The sequence below is a fragment of the Polaromonas sp. OV174 genome (assembly GCF_900112285.1).
Taxonomy (GTDB): Bacteria; Pseudomonadota; Gammaproteobacteria; order Burkholderiales; family Burkholderiaceae_C; genus Polaromonas.
Map to the genome: position 1 here is coordinate 1 of NZ_FOKZ01000030.1, position 26192 is coordinate 26192.

The 26192-nt window shown below is 62.2% G+C and carries 27 protein-coding genes; 10 read left to right on the plus strand and 17 right to left on the minus strand.

The genetic code is table 11. The features are described 5' to 3' along the window. From BM160_RS23060 to flgB, 12 genes are all read right to left on the minus strand, one after another. The coding region (locus BM160_RS23060) for a methyl-accepting chemotaxis protein (RefSeq protein WP_304442241.1) at positions 1–1142 on the minus strand (1142 nt) is incomplete at its 3' end. A 73-nt stretch (positions 1143–1215) separates the two neighbouring features. Beyond that, positions 1216–1704 (minus strand): chemotaxis protein CheW, encoded by a 489-nt coding sequence (locus BM160_RS19425; RefSeq protein ID WP_092007820.1) that lies wholly within the window; start codon positions 1702–1704, stop codon positions 1216–1218. A gap of 138 nt (positions 1705–1842) precedes the next feature. Beyond that, positions 1843–3576: a methyl-accepting chemotaxis protein gene (locus BM160_RS19430; protein WP_092007821.1), complete on the minus strand. Its 1734-nt coding sequence runs from the start codon at positions 3574–3576 to the stop codon at positions 1843–1845. A gap of 217 nt (positions 3577–3793) precedes the next feature. After that, positions 3794–4726, minus strand: a complete 933-nt coding sequence (gene flgJ, locus BM160_RS19440; protein ID WP_092007823.1) for a flagellar assembly peptidoglycan hydrolase FlgJ — start codon at positions 4724–4726, stop codon at positions 3794–3796. A gap of 41 nt (positions 4727–4767) precedes the next feature. Further along, the gene (locus BM160_RS19445) at positions 4768–5856 is read right to left on the minus strand and encodes a flagellar basal body P-ring protein FlgI (RefSeq protein WP_177219080.1); all 1089 of its coding nucleotides are present in this window, start codon (positions 5854–5856) and stop codon (positions 4768–4770) included. Positions 5857–5924: 68 nt separating this feature from the next. Beyond that, a complete protein-coding gene (locus BM160_RS19450; RefSeq protein WP_092007849.1) occupies positions 5925–6620 on the minus strand; it encodes a flagellar basal body L-ring protein FlgH in 696 nt (231 codons plus the stop codon). Then, entirely contained in the window at positions 6620–7402 is a 783-nt protein-coding gene (flgG, locus tag BM160_RS19455; RefSeq protein WP_092007825.1) for a flagellar basal-body rod protein FlgG, read from the minus strand. Before flgG ends, BM160_RS19450 begins: the two co-directional genes overlap by 1 nt. 67 nt (positions 7403–7469) lie before the next feature. After that, positions 7470–8213: a flagellar basal body rod protein FlgF gene (locus BM160_RS19460; protein ID WP_092007826.1), complete on the minus strand. Its 744-nt coding sequence runs from the start codon at positions 8211–8213 to the stop codon at positions 7470–7472. A 66-nt stretch (positions 8214–8279) separates the two neighbouring features. After that, positions 8280–9575: a flagellar hook protein FlgE gene (flgE, locus tag BM160_RS19465; protein ID WP_092007827.1), complete on the minus strand. Its 1296-nt coding sequence runs from the start codon at positions 9573–9575 to the stop codon at positions 8280–8282. A gap of 64 nt (positions 9576–9639) precedes the next feature. Continuing rightward, positions 9640–10287, minus strand: a complete 648-nt coding sequence (locus BM160_RS19470; RefSeq protein ID WP_255369009.1) for a flagellar hook assembly protein FlgD — start codon at positions 10285–10287, stop codon at positions 9640–9642. A 49-nt stretch (positions 10288–10336) separates the two neighbouring features. After that, positions 10337–10732 carry a flagellar basal body rod protein FlgC gene (gene flgC, locus BM160_RS19475; RefSeq protein WP_092007829.1) on the minus strand — a complete coding sequence of 132 codons (396 nt, stop codon included), beginning with the start codon at positions 10730–10732 and terminating at the stop codon, positions 10337–10339. Positions 10733–10770: 38 nt separating this feature from the next. After that, entirely contained in the window at positions 10771–11178 is a 408-nt protein-coding gene (gene flgB / locus BM160_RS19480; protein ID WP_092007830.1) for a flagellar basal body rod protein FlgB, read from the minus strand. A 334-nt stretch (positions 11179–11512) separates the two neighbouring features. Between flgB and flgA the strand changes: the two genes are divergently transcribed. The 3 genes from flgA (at position 11513) to BM160_RS19495 (ending at position 13058) form a co-directional block, all read left to right on the plus strand. Further along, on the plus strand, positions 11513–12229 hold the full coding sequence (gene flgA, locus BM160_RS19485; RefSeq protein WP_092007850.1) for a flagellar basal body P-ring formation chaperone FlgA: 717 nt from the start codon (positions 11513–11515) through the stop codon (positions 12227–12229). A gap of 80 nt (positions 12230–12309) precedes the next feature. Then, complete coding sequence (gene flgM, locus BM160_RS19490) at positions 12310–12603, plus strand: flagellar biosynthesis anti-sigma factor FlgM (RefSeq protein WP_092007831.1); 294 nt, start codon at positions 12310–12312, stop codon at positions 12601–12603. Beyond that, positions 12600–13058 carry a flagella synthesis protein FlgN gene (locus BM160_RS19495; protein ID WP_092007832.1) on the plus strand — a complete coding sequence of 153 codons (459 nt, stop codon included), beginning with the start codon at positions 12600–12602 and terminating at the stop codon, positions 13056–13058. The genes flgM and BM160_RS19495 overlap by 4 nt, the downstream gene beginning before the upstream one ends. A gap of 52 nt (positions 13059–13110) precedes the next feature. Here BM160_RS19495 and BM160_RS19500 read toward each other — a convergent pair whose 3' ends face one another. Then, complete coding sequence (locus BM160_RS19500; protein WP_092007833.1) at positions 13111–13569, minus strand: Lrp/AsnC family transcriptional regulator; 459 nt, start codon at positions 13567–13569, stop codon at positions 13111–13113. Here BM160_RS19500 and BM160_RS22405 point away from each other — a divergent pair, their 5' ends adjacent. After that, positions 13570–13800, plus strand: a complete 231-nt coding sequence (locus BM160_RS22405; RefSeq protein WP_143093294.1) for a hypothetical protein — start codon at positions 13570–13572, stop codon at positions 13798–13800. On the opposite strand, the gene BM160_RS19505 is transcribed toward BM160_RS22405, so the two are convergent. Next, positions 13782–14621, minus strand: a complete 840-nt coding sequence (locus BM160_RS19505) for a creatininase family protein (RefSeq protein WP_092007834.1) — start codon at positions 14619–14621, stop codon at positions 13782–13784. The two genes, BM160_RS22405 and BM160_RS19505, sit on opposite strands and share 19 nt — an antisense overlap. Before the next feature lie 704 nt (positions 14622–15325). Further along, a complete protein-coding gene (locus BM160_RS19515) occupies positions 15326–16948 on the minus strand; it encodes a B12-binding domain-containing radical SAM protein (protein ID WP_092007835.1) in 1623 nt (540 codons plus the stop codon). Positions 16949–17052: 104 nt separating this feature from the next. Here BM160_RS19515 and BM160_RS19520 point away from each other — a divergent pair, with 104 nt between their 5' ends. After that, a complete protein-coding gene (locus BM160_RS19520) occupies positions 17053–19242 on the plus strand; it encodes a protein-disulfide reductase DsbD family protein (protein ID WP_092007836.1) in 2190 nt (729 codons plus the stop codon). 33 nt (positions 19243–19275) lie between these two features. Continuing rightward, on the plus strand, positions 19276–19719 hold the full coding sequence (locus tag BM160_RS19525; RefSeq protein WP_092007837.1) for a CoA-binding protein: 444 nt from the start codon (positions 19276–19278) through the stop codon (positions 19717–19719). 30 nt (positions 19720–19749) lie between these two features. Here BM160_RS19525 and BM160_RS19530 read toward each other — a convergent pair whose 3' ends face one another. Beyond that, positions 19750–20229, minus strand: a complete 480-nt coding sequence (locus BM160_RS19530) for an aminoacyl-tRNA deacylase (RefSeq protein ID WP_092007851.1) — start codon at positions 20227–20229, stop codon at positions 19750–19752. A 215-nt stretch (positions 20230–20444) separates the two neighbouring features. Between BM160_RS19530 and BM160_RS19535 the strand changes: the two genes are divergently transcribed. After that, positions 20445–21770, plus strand: a complete 1326-nt coding sequence (locus tag BM160_RS19535) for a class I SAM-dependent methyltransferase (protein WP_092007838.1) — start codon at positions 20445–20447, stop codon at positions 21768–21770. A gap of 3 nt (positions 21771–21773) precedes the next feature. Here the strand turns inward: BM160_RS19535 and BM160_RS19540 are convergent, their stop codons facing one another. Beyond that, positions 21774–22184: an aminoacyl-tRNA synthetase gene (locus BM160_RS19540; protein WP_092007839.1), complete on the minus strand. Its 411-nt coding sequence runs from the start codon at positions 22182–22184 to the stop codon at positions 21774–21776. Positions 22185–22331: 147 nt separating this feature from the next. Between BM160_RS19540 and hemE the strand changes: the two genes are divergently transcribed. The 3 genes from hemE to priA are packed head-to-tail and all read left to right on the plus strand — an operon-like array spanning position 22332 to position 26177. Then, positions 22332–23441, plus strand: a complete 1110-nt coding sequence (hemE, locus tag BM160_RS19545) for a uroporphyrinogen decarboxylase (RefSeq protein WP_092007840.1) — start codon at positions 22332–22334, stop codon at positions 23439–23441. Positions 23442–23490: 49 nt separating this feature from the next. After that, positions 23491–23820 (plus strand): hypothetical protein, encoded by a 330-nt coding sequence (locus BM160_RS22410; protein WP_143093295.1) that lies wholly within the window; start codon positions 23491–23493, stop codon positions 23818–23820. Beyond that, positions 23817–26177, plus strand: coding sequence for a replication restart helicase PriA (gene priA / locus BM160_RS19550; protein WP_092007841.1), 2361 nt, complete (start codon positions 23817–23819; stop codon positions 26175–26177). The genes BM160_RS22410 and priA overlap by 4 nt, the downstream gene beginning before the upstream one ends. The last annotated feature ends 15 nt before the right edge of the window (positions 26178–26192 follow it).

The window sequence follows — 26192 nt, forward strand, 5'->3', positions numbered from 1 at the left end:
CCGGCCCGCGCCGCTTCCACGGCGGCGTTCAGCGCCAGGATGTTGGTCTGGAAAGCAATGCCATCGATGACGCCAATGATGTCGACGATCTTGCGCGAGGAGGCGTTGATGGAGCCCATGGTGTCCACAACCTGGGACACCACGCTGCCGCCCTTGACGGCGACGCTGGAGGCGGACACCGCCAGCTGGTTGGCCTGGCGCGCGTTGTCGGCATTTTGTTTGACCGTGGAGGTCAACTCTTCCATGGAAGCGGCGGTTTCTTCCAGCGAGCTGGCCTGCTCTTCGGTGCGGGACGACAAATCCTGGTTGCCAGCGGCGATCTGGCTGGATGCCGTGGCTATGGTGTCTGTGCCTAGGCGCACTTCGCCGACTATCTTGACCAGGCTGTCGCGCATGGTCTTGATGGAAAACAGCAAGCTTGTTCTGTCCTCAGCCGCGGTGGCTATAGACACCGTCAAATCGCCGGCGGCGATTTTCCCGGTAATCGCTGCCGCAGCATCCGGCTCGCCACCGAGCTGCCTCATGACATTGCCGGTCAACCAGACGGTGATGCCGCCACCCAAAAGTATGGCCATGGCTGCCAGAACCAAGCTGGCGACCAGCATCTTTTTCGTAAAAGCCTTCAACTCTATTTCGGTGATTTTTGCTGCCGCATTTTTCACCTTGACGAACTCCTGCAAGCGCACTCGCATCTCGCGCCAGACCGGTGTTTCTTCCGTATTCAGAGCGCGCATGGCTTCGCTCATATCTCCAACTGAAAGGCTGACAATTTTTGCCTGCAAAGGCGCCTGCCGTTCGCGCAGTTCACCCACCTCTTGCAAGATTTTCAGAGTTGGCGCATCGCCACTGGCCAACGTCAGCGCCGTCTGGTGAGCGACCTTGAACTCGCGGCTGGCGACATTCAGGTTGTCATGGGCCAGCTTGTTTGCAGGGTCGAGGACAATGTTGCGCAAAGCCTGCCCCATCTGCAAGCCCTGCGCATACATATTGGTTCCTGCCTGCAGAAGTGCCTGGTCTTTTTCGAGAAAATTCTCAAACTGGCTTTTTGCATTCTGCATGCCTGACAAGGCAACGCCAATGGCCAGGGTGAAGCAGGTGACGACCAACGCCATGACGGCGATCATTTTGGTTCTAAGTTTCACGCGAATGTCCCATCTAATAATGCCTTTACAAGAGCATCTCCGCTGAGCGCGGCTGTCGCCCCTTGTGCTTGATTCAAGTCGTCAGTTCCCTGATCAGCCCCATCTCTGCGCTGGACATGAGTTTTTCCAGGTCCACCAAAATCAGCATGCGCTCGTCCAGCGTGCCCAGACCGATCAGGTATTCGGTGTCAAGCACCGCCCCCATCTCGGGAGCCGGCTTGATCTGCTCGGGTGTCAAGGTGATCACATCCGACACGCTGTCGACCACCATGCCCATGACGCGGTTGGCGATGTTCAGAATGATCACGACCGTGAACTGGTCATAGTTCGGCGTGCCAAGATTGAACTTGATGCGCATGTCAATGATGGGCACGATGATGCCGCGCAGGTTTACCACGCCCTTGAGGTGCTCGGGCGCATTGGCGATGCGGGTCACCGCGTCATAGCCGCGCAGCTCCTGCACCTTCTGGATGTCAATGCCGTACTCCTCCTGGCCCAAGGTGAAGGACAGAAATTCCAGCGCCTTGGTGGCGCCAGCACCTCTGGACATCTCCGAGGCCATGGATGAATGGGGATTGCTTGTTGTCGCGTGCATGAGCACTCCTTTAAACGATTCACATGAACCCTTGACTCAGCACGCAGCCCACACGTCGATTGGCCGTGAGGACGCGTCCTGCGCAGGGCGTTAAAACGCCAGCCCTTAAAACTCTTCCCAGTCGCCGGCTCCAGCAGGGGTGGCGGCGACCAGTTGCCGGGGTGCTGCCGCCTTGGCTGTGCGCTTGCGCTGCGGCGCGGCAATCGCCGGCTTGACCGAGGGCGGCTGCTGGGGAGTGGCGCGCCTGGCCGGGGCCGAGCTGTCCCGGTGGCTACTGCTGTAGTCCAAGGGCTCCTGGCCCAGCTTGAACACGCTCACCACCTGAGACAGGCCGCTGGCTTGCTCCTGCAGCGATTGCGCGGCCGCAGCGGCTTCTTCCACCAGGGCGGCGTTTTGCTGCGTCACCTGGTCCATCTGGGTGATGGCTTGATTGATCTGCTCTATGCCCGAGGTTTGTTCCTGGCTGGCGGCGGTGATCTCGGCCATGATGTCGGTCACGCGTTTGACGCTGTCCACGATCTCGTCCATGGTCTTGCCGGCCTCGGCCACCTGACTGGAGCCTTCTTCGACCTTGCTGACCGAGTCATCGATCAAGGTCTTGATTTCCTTGGCCGCTGCCGCACTTCTTTGCGCCAGGTTGCGCACCTCTGCTGCGACCACGGCAAAGCCTCGGCCCTGCTCACCGGCCCGCGCCGCTTCCACGGCGGCGTTCAGCGCCAGGATGTTGGTCTGGAAAGCAATGCCATCGATGACGCCAATGATGTCGACGATCTTGCGGGAGGACGCATTGATGGAACCCATGGTGTCCACCACCTGGGACACCACGCTACCGCCGCGCACGGCGACGCTGGAGGCGGACACCGCCAGCTGATTGGCTTGGCGGGCGTTGTCGGCATTTTGTTTGACGGTGGAGGTCAGCTCTTCCATGGAGGCAGCGGTCTCTTCCAGCGAGCTGGCCTGCTCTTCGGTGCGCGAGGACAAGTCCTGGTTGCCGGCGGCGATCTGGCTGGATGCCGTGGCTATGGTGTCCGTGCCCAGACGGACTTCGCCCACCACCTTGGCCAGGCTGTCGTTCATGGCCTTGAGGGCGTGCATCAGCTGACCGGTTTCGTCGCTTGCACTGGACTCGATTCTTGAGGTCAGGTCGCCGCTGGCCACAGTCTCGGCTACCTTCACCGCATCATTGATCGGCCCGGTGATAGACCGGGTAATGAACCAAGCCACCAGCGCACCCAGCGCGATTGCCAAACCACCGAGCACCAGCATCAGGGTGCGTGCGCTGACGTAATCGGCCTTGGCCTGCTCGGAGGCATGTTCAACCATACCCCGTTCATAGCTCACAAGTTCATCGATGACGCCAATGGCCAGGCGCGTGGCCGGAGCGGACTGCTTCATCAGCAACTCAAGAGCCTCTGCGTTCTTGTTTTGCAGCCCTAGCTCGACGACCTGGTTCACAAGGGGAGAGGCGGCTTTGATGGACTGATCAAGCTTTTCGAGAAGTTCTTTTTCCTTCTCGTCCATCCGGATGCTGAGCAGTACTTTCTTGGCCTTGCCGTATTTTTCGCGGGTTGCCGTCAGCTTGTTCTTTTGCTCCAGCATGGCCGCCTCGTCCTCCAGCAGCACGATGGTGCTGACGATCAGGGAGATGTCCCTAAAGCCGTCAACCATCTCATTGGCCGCGAAACTCTTGGCGTTGTACTCGTCCACGATGAGGTTCAAGCGAGATTGGACACTGCTCATGGAGCTCAAGCCCTGGCCCAGAATGACGGCCATGATCACAAGAATCAGGGCGAAGGCGAGACCAAGGCGTGTGCCTATTTTCAAGTTTGCGAATGACATGGAGATTCCTAGAAAAATGCTGCGGATCGCGAATGACGGGCTTTCAGGCGGGAGGGTTCTCGACCAGATTCAGCATGCCTTCATACAGCGCGCCCAAACCGATCAGAGATTCGTTTTCCAACATAACAAGTACTCAGAAAATAGGTTGCAGCACAGCAGACTCGCTCACCTGCAGCACTGACGACTGGACTTCTTCATGGCTTTCTTCACGCCGCAACTAGCTCATCTGCTTCATGATGCGAACCAGCTTTCCGGCGTACTGCGGATCGGTGGCATAGCCGGCCCGCTGCAGACCATGAGCGGCTTCGGCCGGGTCTTGTGTCGCCAACACGTTGGCATAACGCGGGTTGGTGGTGAGGAACTTGGCGTAGTCTGAAAATGCTTCTTCATAAGAGCCATAGGCGCGAAAGCTGGCCTGTGTTTTCTGGGCGACGCCGTTGACGTATTCGGTGGTGGTGGTCTCAACCACCGGCCCCTTCCAGCCTTTGTCGGCCTTGATGCCGAACAGGTTATGACTGGTTTTTCCGTCTTCAGCGCGAATTTCGCGCCGACCCCAACCCGACTCCAGGGCAGCCTGCGCCATGATCAGCTGCGCCGGCACGCCGCTGGCCTGACTGGCCTGCTGTGCCGCGGGCAGCATGCGTGTCACGAACTGCTCCACATGCGCTTGCGGCAAGGCACTCCGACTCAGCGTCGCCTGCCCCGTCGCGGCTTCGTAAAACGAGAGGTCAGTGGCACGCGTTGACGCCGGCATGGCATTGGGAAGCGGCTTGGTGGCATCCAGAGGAAAAGACTTGGCCGGCAGCCCGGCGGGAGAGCTCTGCTTGTCGGCCTCGCTACCCATCGTGCGCTTGAGCTGCGTGAGCATGGCCTCGGCCAGACCAAGGCCTCGACCGGAAAGATTCTGCGACAGCTGCTGATCCAGCATGGAGGTGTACATCTTCTCCTGCTGGCCACCAAACATGCCGTCCGATGGTGTGGCCTCGCGCATGCTCTTGAGCATCATCTGCATGAACATCACCTCGAACTGCTTGGAGGCCTGTTTCATGCCCTCCTCGGGTGAGCTTCTGACCGTGCGTCGCAAGGCGTCAACGCCTTGCACGTCCAGCGACAAACGCTGGTCAAGCACGCCAGCGGGTGGCGCTGTCATGCTATTGAGACTTGGAAGACCCGAGCTGCTCATGGCTTACCTTAAATAATTTCGAGTTCGGCACGCAGGGCGCCGGCTGCTTTCATGGCCTGCAGAATCGACACCAGGTCTTGCGGATTGGCCCCCAGGCTGTTGAGCCCCTTGATCACATCGGCCAGCGAAGCGCCGCCGCGCACCACCTGCAGGGCGCCTCCGCCCTGACTGAGCTCGATCTGCGAGCGTTGGGCCGTCACGGTTTTGCCGCCGGAAAGCGGATTGGGTTGACTGACGACGGGCTCGGTATTGATCACCACCGACAAATTGCCGTGCGCCACGGCGCAGTCATTGACTCGGACGTTCTGGTTCATGACGACCGAACCGGTGCGCGCGTTGATGACCACCTTGGCCGCCGACTGCGCCGGAGCGACATCGATGTTTTCGATGCGAGCCAGGAAGCCGACACGCTCTTCGGGCAGAGCCGGCGCCCTGACCTGTATCACCCGGGCGTCCAGCGCCGTGGCAGTACCCGGCCCCATATTCCGGTTGATCGCCTCCACGGCCTTTTGAACCGTGCCGAAATCAGTGCTATTCAATTCGAGCATCAAGGTGCCGTCCCCGCCCAAAGTGGACTCCACGGCGCGCTCGACAATGGCGCCGCCCGGAATCCGGCCGGAACTGAGCTGGTTGACTTTGACCTGGCTGCCATTGGCCGATGCGCCCGCGCCTCCGACCACCATATTGCCCTGGGCAAGTGCGTACACCTGGCCATCAATTCCTTTCAAGGGCGTCATCAGCAAGGTTCCACCGCGCAGGCTTTTGGCATTGCCCATGGACGATACGGTGATGTCGATGTTTTGCCCCGGCCGGACAAACGGCGGCAAGGTCGCCGTCACCATCACTGCCGCCACATTTTTCAACTGCATATTGGTGCCTGGAGGCACGGTCACCCCAAGCTGCCCCAGCATGTTGCTCAGGCTCTGCGTGGTAAAGGGCGTCTGCATGGTCTGGTCGCCACTGCCATCCAGGCCGACCATCAGGCCGTAACCTATCAGCGGGTTGTCCCGCACGCCCTGAATGCTGGCCAGGTCTTTCAGGCGCTCGGCCTGCGAAGGCAGGGCCATCAAGGCCGCCAGCAGCAGGCACAGGCGCATGCCAAATTGGATGGCCGCCGATATTGCCGGGTGACGGTGTTGGAGCGAAATGGATTTAGCTTGCATGATCAGAACGGCAGCACATTGAGGAAGAAGCGCTGAAGCCAGCCCATGGTCTGTGCTTCATCGATATAGCCTTTGGCGCTGTATTCAATCCGCGCATCAGCCACCTGGGTTGAAGCCACGGTATTGTTCCCGCCCACGGTGCGCGGATTCACCACCCCGGAGAAGCGAATGAACTCGGTGCCCTGATTGATCAGCATCTGTTTTTCTCCGCTGACCAGCAGATTGCCGTTGCCAAGGACTTCCACCACCGTGACGGTGATCACGCCGTTGAAGGTATTTCTGGAGTTGGCCCCGCCTTTGGCGCTCATGACATTTTTGCCACTGGCACTGGCGTCCAGGTCGCTGTTAATCAGGCCGTCAATCAGCTTGGGAACCAGTGCCAGTGCGGAGCTGGCGCTGCCGCTGCGGCTGACATCGGCGGCTGAATTCTTGCTGGCATTGATGTTTTCGCTCACCACAATGGTCAGGATGTCACCCACATGGCGCGGGCGCCTGTCTTCAAACAAGGCCTGCGCGCCGAAGCCGGCGCGATAAATCGACCCGTTCGCGGCCTGTGCGGGGCGTTGCGGCATGTCGGCACGCGCGCTCATGGGCTGCTGCACCAGCGGCTCGCGCGGAACTTGGGCACAACCGCCCAGCAGCAGGCTGGCCGCCAGCAGCAGCCATACAGCGCCATCGCCCACCAACAGCCGACGCATCACAGCTGGGCCAGGCGAGCCAGCATCTGGTCAGAAGTCTGCACCGCCTTGCTGTTGATCTCGTACGCGCGCTGCGTCTGGATCATGTTGACCAGCTCTTCAACCACGTTGACATTGGATGACTCGACATAGCCTTGGGCCAGTATGCCGGCGCCGTTCTGGCCCGGTGCTGTCTGGTTGGCGCCGCCGGACGCATCGGTCTCCACATACAGGTTTTCGCCCTTGCTTTGCAAACCGGTTGCATTGAGAAAGGTCGCCAGCTGGATCTGCCCAATCTGCACGCTGGCGGTGTTGCCGGCCTGAACGACCGATACCGTGCCGTCACGCCCAATGGTCATGCTGGTGGCGTTTTGCGGAATGGTGATGGCTGGCTGGACCGGAAAGCCGCTGGCGGTCACCAGCTGGCCATTGGCATCCGACTGGAATGAACCGTCGCGGGTGTAGGCGGTCGAGCCGTCCGGCATCAGCACCTGAAAGAAGCCGTCGCCATTGATGGCGACGTCTTTGGCGTTCTCGGTTTTGGTCGGATTGCCCTGGGTGTGAATGCGCTCGGTGGCGACGATGCGAACCCCGGTTCCCAGCTGCAGGCCTGAAGGCAGACGTGTCTGATCGGAAGTCTGCCCACCGCTTTGACGCATGTTCTGGTACATCAGGTCTTCAAACACGGCGCGGCTGCGCTTGAAGCCGGTGGTGCCGACGTTGGCCAGGTTGTTGGCAACCACATCAAGCTGCGTTTGCTGGGCATCAAGACCCGTCTTGGCGATGGATAGGGAACGAATCATGGGAAAACTCCTGCGGGATGGCCTAAGCCGTGTTCATTCAACTCAAGGAGAGTCGGTAATGGGTTGATCAGCTGCTTGACAGCAACTTGTTCGCTTGCTGGTCGTTGCTCTCGGCCGTCTGCAAGGTCTTCATTTGCATTTCAAAACGCCGCGCATTGGCAATCATGTCGACCATGGCCTCCACGGGATTGACGTTGCTGCCCTCCAGCGCGCCAGTCAGCACGCGCATCGCAGGATCGGCTTGCGCAGCTTCTGCGCCGGCTTGCATGCGAAAGAGCCCGTCGTCACCGCGCACCATATCCCCGGCCGGCGGGTTGACCAGCTTCAAACGCCCGACTTCTGCCGCACCGACGAGCGGATCGCCCGCGCCAATCGCCGTGACCACACCATCATCGGCAATGGTCAGAGACGAACCCGGTGGCACCACCAGGGGACCGGCTTCACCCACCACGGGCCGCGAGTCCATGGTCAGCAACTGACCGTCTGCACCCACTTGCAGGTTGCCCACGCGGGTGTAGGCTTCGCTGCCATCGGCCATCTGCACGGTGAGCCAGCCATCGCCGCGGACGGCCACGTCCAGCGCTCGGCCGGTTTGAGTCAGGGGGCCGGCACGCATGTCGGCGCCCGGCGTGGTGGCAACCACCATGGCGCGCGTGGTGGCCTCCTGGCCCACCACAGGCACGGCGCGAAAGCTGTTGATCTGGGCACGAAAACCGGGCGTCGATACATTGGCCATGTTGTTGGCCACCGCCGCTTGTTGCTCCAGCGCTTGCTTGGCACCAGTCATGCCGACATAAATCATCCGGTCCATACGTTTCCTTGATTTTCTTGATTGACTTGTCACATGGGCTCGCCGTCCCGGCGAGCCATGCCGCCATCAGCGCATATTGATCAGGGTCTGCATCACCTGGTCTTGCGTCTTCACCGTCTGCGAGTTGGCCTGGTAGGTGCGCTGAGCAATGATCAGGTTGACCAGCTCGGAAGTCAGATCGACGTTGGAGGCTTCCAGCGCGCCGGAAGCCAGGCCACCCAGCTTGGTGCCGGCGCCAGGCGTTCCCGTCAAAGGCTGGCCGGATACGGCGGTCTCCGCCCAGACGTTGTCGCCCTTGGATTGCAATCCGGTCGGATTGGCAAAGGATGACAGCACCACCTGGCCCAGCGTCCTGGGCTGCTCGTTCGAGTACTTGCCGGTGATGGTGCCGTCTTCATTGATGGCAATGGCGCTCAGCACGCCCGCCGTGTAGCCATCCTGGGTCAATTTCTTGACGTCATTGGGGCTGCCGAACTGGGTGGTGCCGGTGAAGTCCATGCTGTAGACCATGGGCGACGAGTCATTGCCAAAGTCAAGAGTGCCGAAATCCATCTTGCCGTTGGGTGGGTTGACAATGACACCCGCATTGACTGCCAATGCGCCGTTCGAATCAAAGGCGGCCTGGCCGAAACTGAGACCACCATTGGCAGGCTTGGTCGGATCGACGACATCTGGCGCTACCTTGGCGCCGGTGGTGCCATCGAGCGGCCAACCATCGGCCGTCGCGTAAACCGTCCATGAGTTGATGGCCGGCGCGGGGTCTTTGACGAAGTAGGTCGTCAACTCATGAGAGTTGCCCAGCGAGTCATAGACCGTGACCGAGTTGGCATAGTTGTAGGTCTCCGAGTTGGAGGCATTGAAGGGGACCCCCGGCGCTTTGCTGCCCGAGTTAAGGTTGAACTGGGCCGTGATATTCTTGGTTGAACTTGGCGGCATGGAGGCCGTGGGCAATTGCAGCGGCGCAGGACTGCCACCGGCCACGGCACCGTTGGCGCCCACCTGATAGCCCGTCAGCCGCAAGCCGGACGAGTTGACGATGAAGCCGTCCTTGTCCATGTCGAACTGGCCGTTGCGGGTGTAGGCGATCTCGCCGCCGGCACTGGCCAGCCGGAAAAAACCGTCACCGTTAAGAATGGCCAGGTCCAGTGCCCGGGTGCTGGTTTGTATGGAGCCTGCGGTGAAGTTCTGCACCACACCTGAGACCTTGGTGCCGAGGCCGATTTTCGAACCCGCATAGACGTCAGAAAACTGCACGCCACCCGACTTGAAGCCAAATGTTCCCGAGTTGGCAATGTTGTTGCCGATGACGTCGAGGTTGGCGGCGGCGGCATTCAGACCGCTCACCCCTTGTGCGAAACCCATGGTATGTCCTTCTTGTGAAATTAAGGTTTAGAGAGAAGCCGCCACTTGCGGCCCAGACTCAGATTTAAAGAATCAGACGAACGTCATCGAGGGTGGCGATACGGCCAGCCCCCAGATCAAGCTCAACACCGCGGGGACCCTGTGCAACACTCGTCACCGCCGCATAGGTCAGCGCACGGGATTGCACCGCCACATCCCCACTCATGGATTTCACGCTGATGGTGTAGCCCCCTTCAGCCGCCACGGATCCGTCATCGGCCAGGCCATCCCACGACAGCGTCTTGAGACCGGTTGACAAACTGCCCAAATCAAAAGTGCGAACCGTTTCTCCGGCTGCATTGGTGATAGTGACCTTCACCGACTCCGCGCCTTGCGTCTCAATCGCAAACGGCATCTCCTTGCCCGCCTCAAGCTTCAGGTCAGACCCCGGCACAAGCACCTGGCGCCCCACCAAGGCCGCGGACTGCAAGACCTGGTTGGTCCCACTCTGGTCAAGCAGCGACTGAAACGCGGCATTGAGTTTTTCAATGCCGCTGACCGTGCTCATTTGCGCCAACTGCGACGTCAGTTCCGCGTTGTCCAGAGGATTGAGAGGGTCCTGGTTATTGAGTTGTGAGACCAGCAACTTCAGAAAGCGCTGCTCACTCTCTGCACCCGTGGTTCCGCCAGGGTTCAACGCACCCAGCCCACTGGTGTCTTTCGTTGCGTTCACGCCATTCACTGCCATAAAAAATCTTTCCGGTAATTAGTAGGTCGACGGTTTACTGCCCGATCGACAGCGTTTTCAACATCATGGTTTTGGCCGTATTGAGCACTTCGACATTGGCCTGGTAGGAGCGCGAGGCAGAGATCATGTTGACCATTTCCTCGACGACATTGACGTTGGGCATGGCGACATAACCCTCGGCATTGGCTTGCGGATTCTTGGGGTCATGCACCATGCGCAGGGGCGATGGATCTTCCATGACCCTAGCCACCCTGACGCCACCAATATCCGAACCGCCGGACGGCGCCATCTCGAACACCACCTGACGTGCGCGATAAGGCTGGCCATCGGGGCCGGCGACGCTGTCGGCGTTGGCCAGGTTGCTGGCGGTGGTGTTCATGCGCTGGGATTGCGCCGTCATGGCGGAACCCGCAATGTCAAAAATACCCACTGAATGATTGGAAAACGGCACGTGCTGACTCCGGATAGTTACTGCTGTATCGCCGACAGCAGCGATTTGATTTTTCCGCCAAGAATCGTCAGATTGGCTTCGTAGCGCAGGGCGTTATCGGCAAAATTGACGCGCTCTACATCCATCTCCACAGTGTTGCCGTCCAGGCTTGACTGATTGGGTGTTCGATACATCAAATCCGCACTGCCAGCCGCGCTCGCCTCACCGGGCAAGTGCCGGGAGGATGTGGTCGCCAGCGACACGGATTGGGATTGCCTGCCGCGCTCCACCGCTTGCGTCAGGGCGCTGCTGAATTCGAAGTCGCGCGCCTTGAAGTTGGGCGTGTCCGCATGGGCAATATTGGCCGACAAGACCTCTTGCCGACGGGCGCGCAGGTTGATCGCCTCCTGATGGAAGCGGAGGGCAGAATCCAGCTTGTCGATCATTTTTCCGTCGCCTTAATTCACATCGCTGGCCTGGCCGACCAGGCATCTTTGATTGAAAACAATTTTAGGCAGGCCCCCCCCAAACAATCGCCTGAACAGATGGACTTTCAAGGTCCAGTTCAACGCTTTTCGCGGATGCTCAGCAAAAGGAATTAAAGCCTTGAGTCGACGATTTCCATAGGCCGAACAGCGCCCGGATTGCCCGCCAGTTCAAGCCGAGGTGCCGGCCTTGAGCTTTCTAAAATGCAGCTACGCGAGGGGCGCGACAGCGCCGCCGACCGATGCGAACAAAGGCGTGTTGGGCGTGTTTATTTTTCACAAGAGAGCCCTGCAAATGTCCACGCACATCTCACTGCACAGGCAGGCGTCGGCCGTCCTGCTCATGGCCCTAGCGACTGCGGCCGTACTGGCAACGCCAGCGCACGGCGCCGCACCGCTGAGCGGCAAGGTGGCGCCGGTGATAGAGCAGTTTCTAGTCCGTCAGACGGCGGGCCTGCCGGGCAAGGTGAGCATCAGCTTGAGCACGCCGCGCTCTGGCGAGCTGCCGCCCTGCGAAACCGCCGAGCCCTTTTTACCCAGCGGCGCGCGTTTGTGGGGCAAGGTGTCGGTGGGCGTGCGCTGCAACAGCGGCCCGCCATGGATCCGCTATGTGCAGGCCTACATCGCCGTGCAGGGCAGCTACTATGTCGCGGCGCGCGCCATAGACGCGGGTCAAGCGCTAGCGCCAGGCGATACCGAGATGCGCGAAGGCGACCTCACCCTTTTGCCTCACAGCGTTGTCGTCGACCCGGCACAACTGAACGGCGTGATCGCCTCCAACCGTATCGCCTCGGGCATGCCGATACGGCGGGAATTGCTGCGCGAGGTGTTTCTGCTGCGGCAAGGGCAAACCGTCAAAGTGCTGACGCAAGGCGCCGGCTATATGGTCAGCGGCGAAGGCAAGGCCATGACCCATGCGGCCGTCGGCGCCCTTGTTCAGGTGAAAATGCAGAGTGGGCAAGTGCTCAGCGGCATCGTTCGCCCGGACGGCAGCGTGGAACGGTCGAATTGATTTTGGCCAGTTTGCTGCGCCAGCCTAAAGTTTCGACCTGAAGCGCCGTTATAGCGAAGAGAGTCCCCGAGGAAACCATCATGAAAATCGATCAGAACGTTACTTTTATTAAAAAAGTGGCAACCACGCCAGCCCCGGTGGCGGCCAAGGACGGCACCAGCGAGCTGACCCAGGCGCTGCCCGTTGCGGCTGGCCAGCCGCGCGCGTCCTCGCCGACTCCCTTGCTGCCATCGACCCATGGCGATTTTGATGCCGCCCGCGTTGCCGAAATCCGCGAGAGCATCAGCGCCGGTCGTTATCAGATCAATCCCGCCAAAATTGCCGATGGCCTGCTGGCTACCGTGCAGGACTTGCTGAATCCCAAAGCGCCATGAGCCAGCTACTGCTCAATCACCTGACCCGGGAACACGCGGCGATCGGGGATTTTCTCGAACTGCTGGACCAGGAAGCCGAGGCCATGACCCATGGCGACTTCGCCAAACTGCCCGGGCTGGTGGATCGCAAGTCGCGACTGGCCGACCAGATCACCTTCTTTAGCCGTCAACGCGAGATAGAGCAAGAGACCCTGGGTTATCCGGCTGGCCGCAGCGGTGCCGAGGCGGTCGTCGCCGCTGGCGGAGAGGCCATGCAGAAAGCCTGGCGGGATTTACGCGACCTCGCGGCGCAGGCCCATGAGCGGAATCACCGCAATGGCGTGATGATTCACACCCATCTGGACTACACCCGGCAAGCCATCAGCTTTCTGCACGCCAAGACCCAGCCGCTGTACGGACCGAACGGCACGCACCACACGGGCGCCAGCACGGGCAAGCCCCTCGCCCTGGGTTAAGCCCACCTGGGCCTCCCACAAAAAAGCCGAAGTTCCGGGTTGCGGCTGCGGCTCAGCCCGGCAGCAGCGGCAGGTCGGCTTTTTTCAGCGTGCGCAGCACAAAGCTGGACTTGCTGTGGCGTATGCCCTTGATCTTGTAGAGCCGCTCGCGCAGCAGCCGCTCATAGTCCTTGGTGTCATGCACGGCGATGCGCAGCAAATAGTCGTATTCGCCCGATAGCAGCCAGGCCTCTATCACCTCGGGAATGGCGGCCAGGGTTTCACCAAACTTCTCCAGCGTGTTGTCGGAGTGGCTGTCCAGCGTGACCTGCACCATCACGGTGTCACCCAGACCCAGCGCCTGGGCATTGAGGCGCACCGTATAGCCCTCTATCACCCCGGCCTCTTCCATCTTCTTGATGCGGCCCCAGCACGGCGATGGGCTCAGGCCGACGGCCTGGCCGATGTCTTGCAGGCTGGTGCGCGAGTCGGCCTGCAAGACCTGAAGAATTTTTCGATCAAATAAATCCATTTGGATAATTTATCTGAATTTTCTCAATTTAAAGAATATTTATCTTCAATTCAGAAATTAAGCAGCAAATCAAGCAAATCCTTCCAGCCCCTCTGGCGGATACTTTCAGTCATGGCAGCGGACTTACCGGCCCGCCTGACAGCACACAGCCCCCAGCAGGTTACCGCCAGCTGGGGGCTTTGGTTTTTTGAGATGGACGATACGCCCGGCAGTCAGAACGCGGTGTGCTGACTCAGCGTATCGGCCGGCAATTGGTCTACCTGCTGCAGCAGCAGCGCCAAACTGCGGCCCATGGCGTCCAGCAGCGCCCGGCCTTTTTCGGCGCTCGCGGCGGCGGCATTGCCGACCGCGCCCTGCGGGTTGTAGTCCTGCATTTGCCAGGCCAGCTTGGCACTGCGGCCATCCCCCAGGATGCTGAACCTCTCAGAGCGGTCCTGCGAGGTGGAATGAAAGCTCTGCGCCTTGGCCATGTCCACTTGTTCAGGCTTGAGCGCCAGCATCATGGAGGTTTCGATCTCGCCGGCGTGAATGCCGAAGCGGTGCTCATGCGCGCTGAACAGCCCCGTGACCGCATCGCCCAATGGCAGGTTGAAGGAGTTCACGCTGTAGACCAGCATGCCAAGGCGCGCCCGCAGATCACGCGCCACCACATCGAGCAGCCCCACCTGGCCGCCGTGCGAATTGAGCAGCACCAGCCTCTTGACGCCAGTGGCCGCCACAGACTCGGCCAGCTCGGTCCAGAGCCGGATGATGGTTTCAGCTTTCAAGGTGAGCGTGCCGGCAAAGCGCGTGTGCTCGGGGCTGAAACCGACCGATTGCGTGGGCAGAAACAACAGCGGCAAATCTGCCGGCAGATGCGGCAGGGCCGCCGTCACCACCCCATCAACCAGGGTCGCATCGACATTGAGCGGCAGGTGCGGGCCATGCTGCTCTATGGCCGCAACCGGCAGCACGGCGATACAGCGAGCCAGGTCAAGACCGGAAAAGTCGGGGCTTTTCAGGTCGGCCCAGAAGCGGGACGGGGCAGTGAGTTTGGGTGGCGCAGAGGACATGAAGGTATTTTCAGGCTATTCCGGGGCTTGTCTTTGAATTTTTGATTGTTTTGGCATCTAGGGCAATTGGGACGGTCGCAAGCCGCTATTTAATTGATAGCAAGTTGGTTTTGCTGAGGATGGCTGGCCGGGTCTCGCCCCGGCGGGCGAGGCACTTTTCTTTGCTTCGCCAAAGAAAAGTACCCAAAAGAAAGGCGACCCGCAGTCTGGGTCCCTGCGCTTCGCTTCGGGCAACCTGCGCTGCTCGACTCCGGCGGGGGTCCGCAGAACTCGCTTCGCTCAAACAACTGCGGCCCTGATCCCGCCTCCATCTGCGCTGCTCGGCCCAGCCAGGACGGGTTGGGGGAAAAGAAATCGGAATCGGGGAGCAGAACGCGCAAAGCGCGTTCTGCGTATTTGGCTGTTTGTATAAGCCCTTCTGGCTGCGCCGAGGAGCGCAGGGCCAGACGGATCAGGGCTCGTGCTTGTCTGAGCCGCAGGCGAGTTTGCACGAGACCCCGACTGGACCGAGCACCGCAGGGTGCCCGTAGCGAAGCGCAGGGTCGCAGACAGCAGGGTCGCCTTTTCTTTGCTTACTTTCTTTTGGCGAAGCAAAAGAAAGTAAGTAGCCGCCGGGCTACCCCCGGCCTCCACCCTCAGAAAAACCCACCAAAGATCAACTCAATAGCCGTCTACACCACCATTCACCAGACCAACAAACCACATCAAGCCGCAGCAGCCGCCTTCTGAATCTCATCACGGTGAACTTGCTGGCTGAGATGCCGACCTTGCCGTTCGGCGCGCTGTTTGGTCGTCGCTCGCGGCAAGGCGATACGACTGGCGTCCAGCAGTTCGGCCAGGCATTTAGGCCTGGCACGCGCGCCGCTGGCCACATAGTCGGCCAGCAAGGCGGCGCGCACCTCGTTCTCAGGCATCCCACGCACGGCCGTCAAATGCTCAAACAGCAAATCCACCAGCTTTTCCAGCGCGAACTCATGCGTCTTGCCGGTGGTGTTCCAGAGCCAGTCGCTGAAGCTCAGAAAGTGATGGAAGGCCGAACCCGGTACCAATAGCAGCTGCAGCCCCAGCGCAAAACGCCCCGAGTTCGCCACCATTTCCCAGTAGCGGGCAAAGCGCTGTATGCGTTGCATGCCGGCGAAATCAATCGTCGAGGTTTGCAAAATGGTGTAGGGCGTTTGCGGGTCATAGACCATCGCAAACTCGGCCGTGTGGCGCGTGATGGGCGTGCCGCGCAAGCGCTTCAAGATGCCAAACTGGATCTCGTGCGGCGCCAGTTCGTGCAAGCGGTCGAAGCCGTCGGCAAAGCTTTCCAGTGTTTCGCCGGGCAGGCCAAAAATCAGGTCCGCATGCACATGGGCCTGGCTTTCACTGACCAGCCAGCGCAGGTTCTCGGCGGTCTTGGCGTTGTCCTGCTTGCGCGAAATGCGCTGCTGCACCTCGGGATTAAAGCTCTGTATGCCGACCTCAAACTGCAGCGAGCCGGCCGGAAACTGTCGGATCAGCTGCTTGAGCCGCTCCGGCAGGCTGTCGGGCACGACCTCGAAGTGCACGAATAAATCGGGGGCGGCCTGGATCGCGCCCGCCTCGTCCGTCATGCGGTCCAGGAAAAACTGCAGGATGCGCACCGAGTTCTCCACCTTCAGGTTGAAGGTGCGGTCGACAAACTTGAAGTTGCGCGCGCCGCGCCGGTACAGCGCTGCTATCTCGGCCATGAACAGATCAAGGTCAAAGGCCCAGGCCGTCTTGTCCAGCGAGCTCAGGCAGAACTCGCACTTGAAGGGGCAGCCGCGCGAGGCCTCGACATATAAAAGGCGTTTGGCCAGGTCTTCGCCGGTGTACTCGCCGTAGGGCAGGGCCAGTTCGCCAAGGGCCGGCTGCTCGCCGGCAATCACCTTCATCAGCGGCTGGGGACCGTGCAGCAAGGCCCGGCACAGCCTGGGAAAGCTGACGTCGCCCCAGCCGGTGACCACGTGGTCGGCCAGGCGGCAAATTTCCTGGCTCTCGGTTTCGTAGCTGACCTCGGGCCCGCCCAGCACGATCTTGATGTCAGGCCTGAGGGTTTTCAGCAGGCGCACCACCTGGGTCGTTTCCACCACATTCCAGATGTAAATGCCCAGGCCTATGACCCGGGGATTGAGCGCCAGCAGCTCTTCGACGATTTGCGTCGGGCGCTGCTGGATCACGAACTCGCGCAACTGGGTCTGCTCACGCAAGCCCGGCCCGCCATGCTTGTCCATATTGGCCAGCAGATAACGCAGGCCCAGCGAAGCGTGAATGTACTTGGCGTTCAGGGTGGCAATAACAATGGGGCAAGCGATGGGTGGCATAGCCCCTATTATCGGAGCTGGCCCGTCGTCAGGGCAGGCGCCCTACGCGCCACCAGCCAGCCCTTTCGGAACTATTGCCCCCGCTGCCCGCTCACACTTCCATCATGAAATCCCAGCGCCCCGTATTTTCCACCTTCCTCGCTACTGTTTTAATAGCTTCATGCGCCCTGTTTACAACGGCAAACGCCCAAAATAGCTCAATAAACTTGCTGGCATCAGGCGCTGGCAGCAGCAACACCCCGGTGGTCAGCACCGAGCAGGTGCGCGCCGAACTGCTGGCCTGGGCGCCCGAGGGCGTGGAGGCCGGCAAGCCGGTCTGGCTGGGGCTGCAACTGGCGCATCAGCCCGAATGGCACACCTACTGGAAGAATTCCGGCGATTCCGGCCTGCCCACGCTGCTGGAGTGGCAGCTGCCGGCCGGCATCACGGCGGGCGAGATTGCCTGGCCCACACCGAAAAAAATACCGGTGGGCACGCTGGCCAACTATGGCTACGAAAACACCGTGCTGCTGCCGGTGCCGCTCGCGGTGGCGCCCGGCTTTAGCGGCTCGCGCCTGGACATCAAGCTCAAGGCCGCCTGGCTGATCTGCCGCAAGGAATGCATTCCGCAAGAAGGTGAATTCGCGCTCAGCATTCCGGTGAAAAGCTCCACGGCCAGCCATGGCCAGGCCTTTCAGGCCGCCTTCGAGGCCACGCCCAAGCCGCTGCCGGCCGGTACCAGCCAGGTCCAGGTCGATGCCGGCAGCCAGTCGCTCAAGGTCTCGCTGGCCGGCTTGCCGCCAGCCCTGCAAGGCAAAACCCTGGAGCTATACCCCGAAACCGGCAGCGTGATAGAGCCCGCCGCGCCCTGGCAGCAGGCTTGGGAAGGCGCGCTGTGGACGGCGCAGCTGCCCATGTCCGGCCAGCGCAGCGACAGCCCGACGCAACTGCCGCTGGTCGTGGCCTACAAGGAGCAGGCCTACCTCATAGACGCGCCGGTCCGGGGCACATGGCCGGCCGTGGCCCCCCTGGCCGTGGTGCCGCCCGCCCTGGAAGCCGCCTTGCGCGCCAATGCCGCAACCGATGCGCCAGCGCCCGCCGCCGCACCATCCGCCACCTCCCTGAGCCTCCTGGCCGCCTTGTTCGGCGCCCTGCTGGGCGGGCTGATCCTCAACCTCATGCCTTGCGTGTTTCCGGTGCTGGCGATCAAGGTGGTGGGTTTTGTGCACGAGAATAGTCAAGCCGCGCGCCTGCGCTCCGGGCTGGCCTATACCCTGGGCGTGGTGCTGTCCTTCCTGGCGCTGGGCGCCCTGCTGCTGGGCCTGCGCGCCGCCGGCGAGCAACTCGGCTGGGGCTTTCAGCTGCAAAGCCCGGTGGTGGTGGCGGCGCTGGCCGCCCTCTTTACCCTGCTGGGCCTGAACCTGGCGGGGCTGTTTGAGTTTGGCAGCCTGCTGCCAAGCCGCCTGGCCGGCCTGCAGAGCAAGAGTCCGACCACGAACGCCTTTTTGTCGGGCGTGCTGGCCACCGCCATTGCCTCGCCCTGCACCGCTCCCTTCATGGGCGCCTCGCTCGGTTATGCCGTCGGCCTGCCCGCGCTGCAGGCGCTGGCGGTGTTTGGCGCCATAGGCCTGGGCATGGCCCTGCCCTATCTGGCCGCCAGCGCCGTGCCGGCCGTGGCCCGCCTGCTGCCGCGCCCCGGCGCCTGGATGCAGACCTTCAAGCAGTTGATGGCCTTTCCGATGTTTGCCACCGTGGCCTGGCTGGTCTGGGTACTGGGCCAGCAAAGCGGCATAGACGGCGCGGGCGCGCTGCTGGCCCTGCTGGTGCTGATGGCGCTGGCGATCTGGGCCTTTGGCTTGCGTGGCCAGGCCCGCACCCTGATTACTACGTTTTCAATAGCACTCCTGGCGCTCGGCCTCTGGGCGATTGGCCCAAACATCACCAAAATGGCGAGCACCCCGACGAGCGCCGCGTCGGCCCGCTGGCAAAACTGGGAGCCCGGCCGCGTCGAGCAACTGACGGCGCAAGGCCAGAGCGTGTTTGTCGACTTCACCGCCGCCTGGTGCGTGACCTGTCAGTACAACAAGAAAACCACGCTCTCCAATGAAGCGGTGCTGGCCGATATGGACGCCAAAAAGGTGGCCCTGCTGCGCGCCGACTGGACCCGCCGCGACCCGGCAGTGACGGCGGCGCTGGGCCAGCTGGGCCGCAGCGGCGTGCCGGTGTATGTGATTTACAAAGCCGGCCGTGCCCCCGTGGTGTTGTCGGAGATCCTTTCGGTGGATGATGTCAGGGCCGAGTTGGCCAAACTTTGACACTTTGTTGCCGCATTTTTGAAGGGAAGCCCCATGAACCCCGTCCCCGCCGCCCAGCGCATTCCCTTCCTGCTCGGGCATTGCCGCAACATCGCCGTGGTGGGGCTGTCGCCCAAGCCGCACCGCGCCAGTTTTGATGTGGCGCGCTATCTGCAGGGCCACGGCTACCGCATCATTCCCATCAATCCCAATGCCACCGAGGTGCTGGGCGAAAAAGCCTATGCCACGCTGCTGGAAGCGGCGCAGTACGAAGCCATCGAGCTGGTGAACTGTTTTCGCAACAGCGAAGACATTCCGCCCATCGTGGATGACGCCATCAGCCTGGGCGTCAAGGGAGTCTGGATGCAACTGGGCATCCGCCATGCCGCCGCCGCCGCCAAGGCCGAAGCGGCCGGCCTGCTGGTGGTGCAGGATCACTGCATCAAGGTTGACCACCGGGTGCTGCTGTCCAGCGGCCTGCTGCCGGCGCAGGCCTGAGTCCGCGCCGGCCCAAGGTGGCAAGCCGGCTCAATGCATGGGGGTCCGGCTAAAGCTCCCGTGCGGCTGCGAACGCATCAGCGCATGGAACTGGTCGTGCGACAGGCGCAGCAGGCGCTCGTGATCGCCACCTTCCATGTACACCACCTCGCAGGCTTCTAGCTCGTCATCGACCACGGTTTCTATGCCCCAGGCCATGCCCACGCAGGGGATGGCGCCACGCTCGCACTCATCGAACAGCATCCCAATGCTGTCTTCGTGGGCCAGATGCAGGTCCTTGCGGCCAAGCTGGCGCGCCAGCTCGCCCACCATCACAGTCTTGTCGGCCGGGATCAGCGCCATAAGCCAGCCCGCATCGTCTTCGAGCAGCACGGACTTGGCCAGTTGGCTGGGCTGCACATGGGCGCTGCGGGCGGTCTCGAAGCTGGTACGGCTGTGAGGATGAGGGCAGACCTCGTAAAGCGTGCCGCGCTGCTCGAGGTAACTGGATAAGGGGGAGGGAATTGACATGGCAAGCTCCTTGGAGAAAGCCACGGACGGATGGTCCGTACAGCAACGCAGCGCGGAACGTGCCGCGTGCATCTTCAGTTTACGCCGCAGCAGCAGCGCAGGGGCGGGAAAAGACCCTGACAGCGAATGGGGCTCAAGCCGGCAAGCCATGGACAATCAGGCCTGAAAATCAGGCCAACCCTGACCCGCTTACCCGCTCACTTTTTGAGATGCCCATGCCAGACAACTACCTGCCCCAGGTTCGCAGCCAGTACGAAGCCCTGCCCTACCCGCCCTGCGATCCGGAGGACGACCACCGGCGCCTGGTGCTGACCTGGCTGGAAGACCTGCCCATGATCAACCACTACTGCTTTGCCGGCAGGCAGTCGTTTCAAAACGGCTTCCGGGCGCTGGTGGCGGGCGGCGGCACCGGCGACGCGACGATTTTTCTAGCCGAGCAGCTGCGCGCCATTGGCGCGGCCGACGCGCACATCGTGCATCTGGACATGAGCCAGGCCAGCATTGCGATTGCCAAAAGACGGGCCGAGATCCGCGGGCTGAGCAACATCAGCTGGGTGCATGACTCGCTGCTGAACCTGCCCGGCCTGCAGCTCGAAGCCTTCGACTACATCAACTGCAGCGGCGTCCTGCACCATCTGGCCGACCCCGATCTGGGCTTCAAGGCCTTGCGCAGCGTGCTCAAGGCAGACGGCGCCATCGGGCTGATGCTGTACGCCACCACAGGCCGCACCGGCGTCTACCAGATGCAGCAACTGATGCGCCTGGTCAATAGCCAGGAGGCCGACGACACGCGCAAGATCGCCAACACCCGCGAAATGCTGGCCAGCCTGCCGGCCAGCAACTGGTTTGCGCGCAGCGAAGCGCTGCACCACGACCACAAGGCGGGCGACGCCGGCATTTACGATTTGCTGCTGCACTCGCAAGACCGCTCCTACAGCGTGGGCGAGCTGTTTGACTGGCTGGGCAGCGACAGCCCCCAAGGCCATGGCCTGCACCTGGCCTTCAGCGATGTGCAGCGCGGCCGCTCGCCCTATCTGCCGCACATGGTGCTGGGCAGCAAGCCGCCGGCCATGGCCGCACAGCTGCGCCGCCTGCCGCGCCGCCAGCAGTATGAGATGGCCGAGCTGATGATTGGCGACATCATCACGCACTCGCTCTATGTCACCCGCGACGCCAGTTGCACCGCGCCCTACGGCGACGCCGACTACATCCCATTTTTCTACCATGAGCCGCTGACCGGCGAGATGGCTGCACAGGTGTTTGACAGCCAGCGCGGCCAGCCTTTCATGCTCAGGCACCAGCACAGCGGCGTGTCTGTCATGGTCAACCCCGGCAAATACGGGCCGCAAATCCTGCGCCTGATCGATGGGCAGCGCAGCTTTGGCGACATCTTTGAGCAGTTTCGCGCCGACTGGCGCGGCCAGGCCGCAGCGCCCGACAACACAGTCCTGTTCGCCGACTTTGCCGCCTCATTCGAGGCCTTGAATGCGCTGGAGCGCCTGCTGTTGCGCCATCCTCTGGCCGACGCCAAGGCGGCCTGAGGCCTAGGGATGCGGATGCAGCGGCGCGGCCTGCTCGGGCCGGGCCGCATGGTGGTGCTCTAGCCGGTGAATGACTTCCTTGACGATGGCATACATCACGGCCCTATCGCGACTGGGGTGGTCGGACAGCGTGACCGTGGTGGCGCCGGCACTGACGACGTCGCCAGCAGCGCCTTCACCGCTCCCATCCTCCACATCGTCAGCCTGCGCGTACGCCAGCGCAATCCGGTACTCGGTCATCAGCGGCCCGCAGGCTTGCCAGTCACGCGTCCACTTTGGCAGGGCCTGGGCCTTGTCCCATAAGGTGCCCGCGCTTTCATAGCATTCCTCAATATGCTGGTGGCCCAGCAGCTGCGCCAGATGCCGTTCCTTGGCGATGCAGCTGCGGAAATACTCCTGGTCATTCATGCGCATGGTCGTACCCTTTTAGAGTGAAGCCCAAACCTGGCTCCATGGTAGAGCCGAAACCAGGCCACGCCTAGGGCCTGTTCACACCCACGGCGCAAATCGGCGATGAGCGGGCGTTGACAGGCAGGTCCGAACACCTGAGACAATCTAGCCATGTTTGCCCCTCTTCAAAACGACACCTTCCTGCGTGCCTGCTGGCGCCAGGCGACCGACTACACCCCCGTCTGGCTGATGCGCCAAGCCGGCCGCTATTTGCCCGAGTACCGCGCCACGCGCGCCCAGGCCGGCAGCTTCATGGGTCTGGCCACCAACACCGACTACGCCACCGAAGTGACGCTGCAGCCGCTGGAGCGCTTCCCGCTGGACGCCGCCATTTTGTTCAGCGACATCCTGACCGTGCCCGACGCCATGGGCCTGGGCCTGTCGTTTGCGCTCGGTGAAGGACCTAAGTTCGCCACGCCGGTGCGCGACGAAGCCGCCGTGGCCAAGCTGGCCGTGCCCGACATGAACAAGCTGCGCTACGTGTTCGACGCCGTCACCTCCATCCGCAAGGCGCTCAACGGCCGGGTGCCACTGATCGGCTTTTCCGGCAGCCCCTGGACGCTGGCCTGCTACATGGTCGAAGGCGCGGGCTCCAGCGACTACCGCCTGGTCAAGACCATGATGTACCAGCGCCCCGACCTGATGCACAAGATTCTGGCCACCAACGCCGACGCCGTGGCGCTGTATCTGAACATGCAGATAGAGGCCGGCGCCCAGGCCGTGATGATTTTTGACAGCTGGGGCGGCGTGCTGGCCGATGCGGCCTTCCATGAGTTCAGCCTGGCTTACACCGAGCGCGTGCTGGCCCAGCTCAAACGCGAGCACAACGGCGTGAAGATCCCACGCCTGGTGTTCACCAAGGGCGGCGGCCAGTGGCTGGAAAGCATGAAACCCCTGGATTGCGAGGTGCTGGGCCTGGACTGGACCGTCAACCTGGCGCAGGCACGCGCCCGCGTCGGCGAGAACGGCCCTGGCGCCAAGGCCTTGCAAGGCAATCTGGACCCCAATGTGCTGTTTGCCAACCCGGCCCAGATCGAGGCCGAAGTGGCGGCGGTGCTGAACAGCTTTGGCCAGCCCCATACCGATGCCAGCCAGACCGGACCCAGCCATATCTTCAATCTGGGCCACGGTATCAACCAGCACACGCCGCCCGAAAGTGTCGAAGCACTGGTTAAAGCAGTGCACGCTCACTCTCGCAGCATGCGCGCAGCCCGGCTCTGAGCCGGGTCTGCCAGGCCAGAAATGGGCTGATTTCGGCCTGATTTCAAGCATGACTAACACACTAGCCGGCCTGTCCGTCCAGACTTATGCACAAAATCCTTGCTGCACTGCCGCATTACGCGGCTTGCAGCGGGCACCGCGCTATCAAAGCCATAGCGATCGTAAGCTGTTGATTTATAAGGCTTCTTTAAATTGCTTTTTTTCCAGGCAATCTAGAGAAAGCCTTGATTTACAAGGCCTGGAAGCCTTGACAGGCAAGCTATCAACAAAGTTATCCACAGAAAATGTGAAGATCTGTAAATCATTGACGAATCAAGGGCTTAGCGTCATATCTGGATGTAGTACGGAAGAAGTACTCCTAACTGGCAGCCCTCAATGAGGACCTGCCTACAGGTCGTCGTCGCCACGCCGGCGCACAGCGCCATCGCCGGGCCCCTGACTTATGCCAGTGAGCTGCCGCTGTGCCCCGGCACCTTGGTGCGTGTGCCCCTGGGCAGGCGCGAGGTGCTGGGCGTGGTCTGGGATGGGCAGCCCGAAGACGGCGGCCTGTCCGACATGCAGATCCGCCCCATCGCCGGCGTGCTTGAGGGCCTGAGCCCGCTGTCGGCGACCTGGCGCCGGCTGGTGGGCTTTACCGCCAGCTACTATCAGCGCTCGCTGGGCGAGGTGGCGCTGGCCGCCCTGCCGCCGCAACTGCGCGAGCTCACTGGCGTACAGCTGGCGCGCCGCCTCAAACGGCCGGTGCAAGACACCAGTCGGCCCCAAGACACTACTGATTTAATAGCACTTAGCGCACAGCAGATAAGGGCCATTGCCGAATTTGATGCTGATAGCCGGCCGGCCCTGCTGTTTGGCGCGACCGGCAGCGGCAAAACCGAGGTCTATCTGCGCGCCGCCGCCAAGGTGCTGGAGCAAGACCCGACGGCGCAAGTGCTGGTGATGGTGCCCGAAATCAACCTGACGCCGCAGTTGCAGGCCCGCTTTGAGGAACGCTTTGCCCATCTGGGCAAGGAACGGGTGGTGGCACTGCACAGCGGCCTGACGCCGGCCCAGCGCCTGAAAAGCTGGCTGGCCGCGCATGTCGGCCAAGCCAGGCTGGTGTTGGGCACGCGCATGGCGGTGCTGGCTTCGCTGCCCAATTTGCGCCTGATCGTGGTCGATGAGGAACACGACCCCAGCTACAAACAGCAAGAAGGCGCGCGCTACTCGGCGCGCGATCTGGCGGTCTATCGCGCCAAGCTGGAAAGTGAAAACGCCGGCCCGCAATTTTCCGCCGCGCCGCCCCCGAATCCACCGGCCGGGGCCGCGGAACCGGCTTTGCCGGGCCGCAGGCGCAGCGCCCCCTCGGGGGGCAGCGAAGCACACGCAGTGGCGAGCGTGGGGGCCATGGCTTGCCGTGTCATGCTGGGTTCGGCCACGCCTTCGCTGGAAAGCTGGCAAGCCACCCTCAGCGGCCGCTACCAGCGCCTGAGCATGAGCGAACGTATCGGCGCTTTATCACCCATTGAGACGCAAGCGCCGCAGTTTTCCGCCCGGCCGCCCGCGAATCCACCAGCAGGGGCCGCGGAATCGGCTTTGCCGGGCCGCAGGCACAGCGCCCCCGCGGGGGGCAGAGAGCCACAGGCAGTGGGCGAACGTGGGGGCCTACCGCTAGTGCGGCGCGTGGACATGAACCACCAGCCCAAGTACTGCACCATTGCGCCCCCCTTGCTCGACGCCATCGCCCGGCGCGTGGCGCGCGGCGAGCAGTCGCTGATTTTCCTCAACCGGCGCGGCTACGCCCCGGTGCTGGCCTGCCACGACTGCGGCTGGAAAAGCGAGTGCCCGCATTGCAGCGCCTTTCGCGTCTTTCACAAGATAGACCGCAGCCTGCGCTGCCACCATTGCGGCTTCTCCGAGCGCGTACCGCGCGCCTGCCCGAGCTGCGGCAACATAGATATCGCGCCCGTGGGCCGCGGCACCGAACGGCTGGAAGAGCACCTGGCCGAGCTGCTGGCCGGCGTGCAGCGGCCCGATGGCGAGGCCGTGCGCATCGCCCGCATAGACGCCGACAGCACCCGCCTCAAGGGAGCGCTGCAGGCGCAGCTGGCCCAGGTGCATGCCGGCGAAGTCGATGTACTGGTCGGCACGCAGATGATTGCCAAGGGCCACGACTTTCGCCACATCACGCTGGTGGCCGCCATCAACCCGGACGGCGCGCTGTTTTCCAGCGACTTCCGCGCGCCCGAGCGCTTATTCAGCCTGCTGATGCAGGTCGGCGGCCGGGCTGGCCGCGATGCCAGGCACAGTGCCGCCAGCGAAATGTGGGTACAGACCTTTCACCCCGAACACCCCTTGTTCGAGGCGCTCAAGCGGCACGACTACCCAGGCTTTGCGGAGCAGGAGCTGGCCGAGCGCCGCGCCGCCGGCATGTCGCCTTTTGGCTACTCCGCCCTGCTGCGCGCCGAGGCCAGGGAGCAGGCGGTGGCCCAGGGCTTTCTGAACGCCGCCGCCGCAGCTGCCCAGGAGCGGCAGTTGCCGGGCCATGACAATGTCACGCCCTACCCGGCCGTGCCCATGACGATACAGCGCGTGGCCAATATCGAACGCGCCCAGATGCTGGTGGAAAGCCCCTCGCGGGCGGCGCTGCAGCGCTTCCTGACGGCCTGGCAGCCCTTGCTGGCTGAAACGCGCAAGCAGGGCGAGTTCAAAAGCCTGGTGCGCTGGGCCATAGACGTCGACCCGATCGCGATTTGAGGCCAGCGCCTCAGG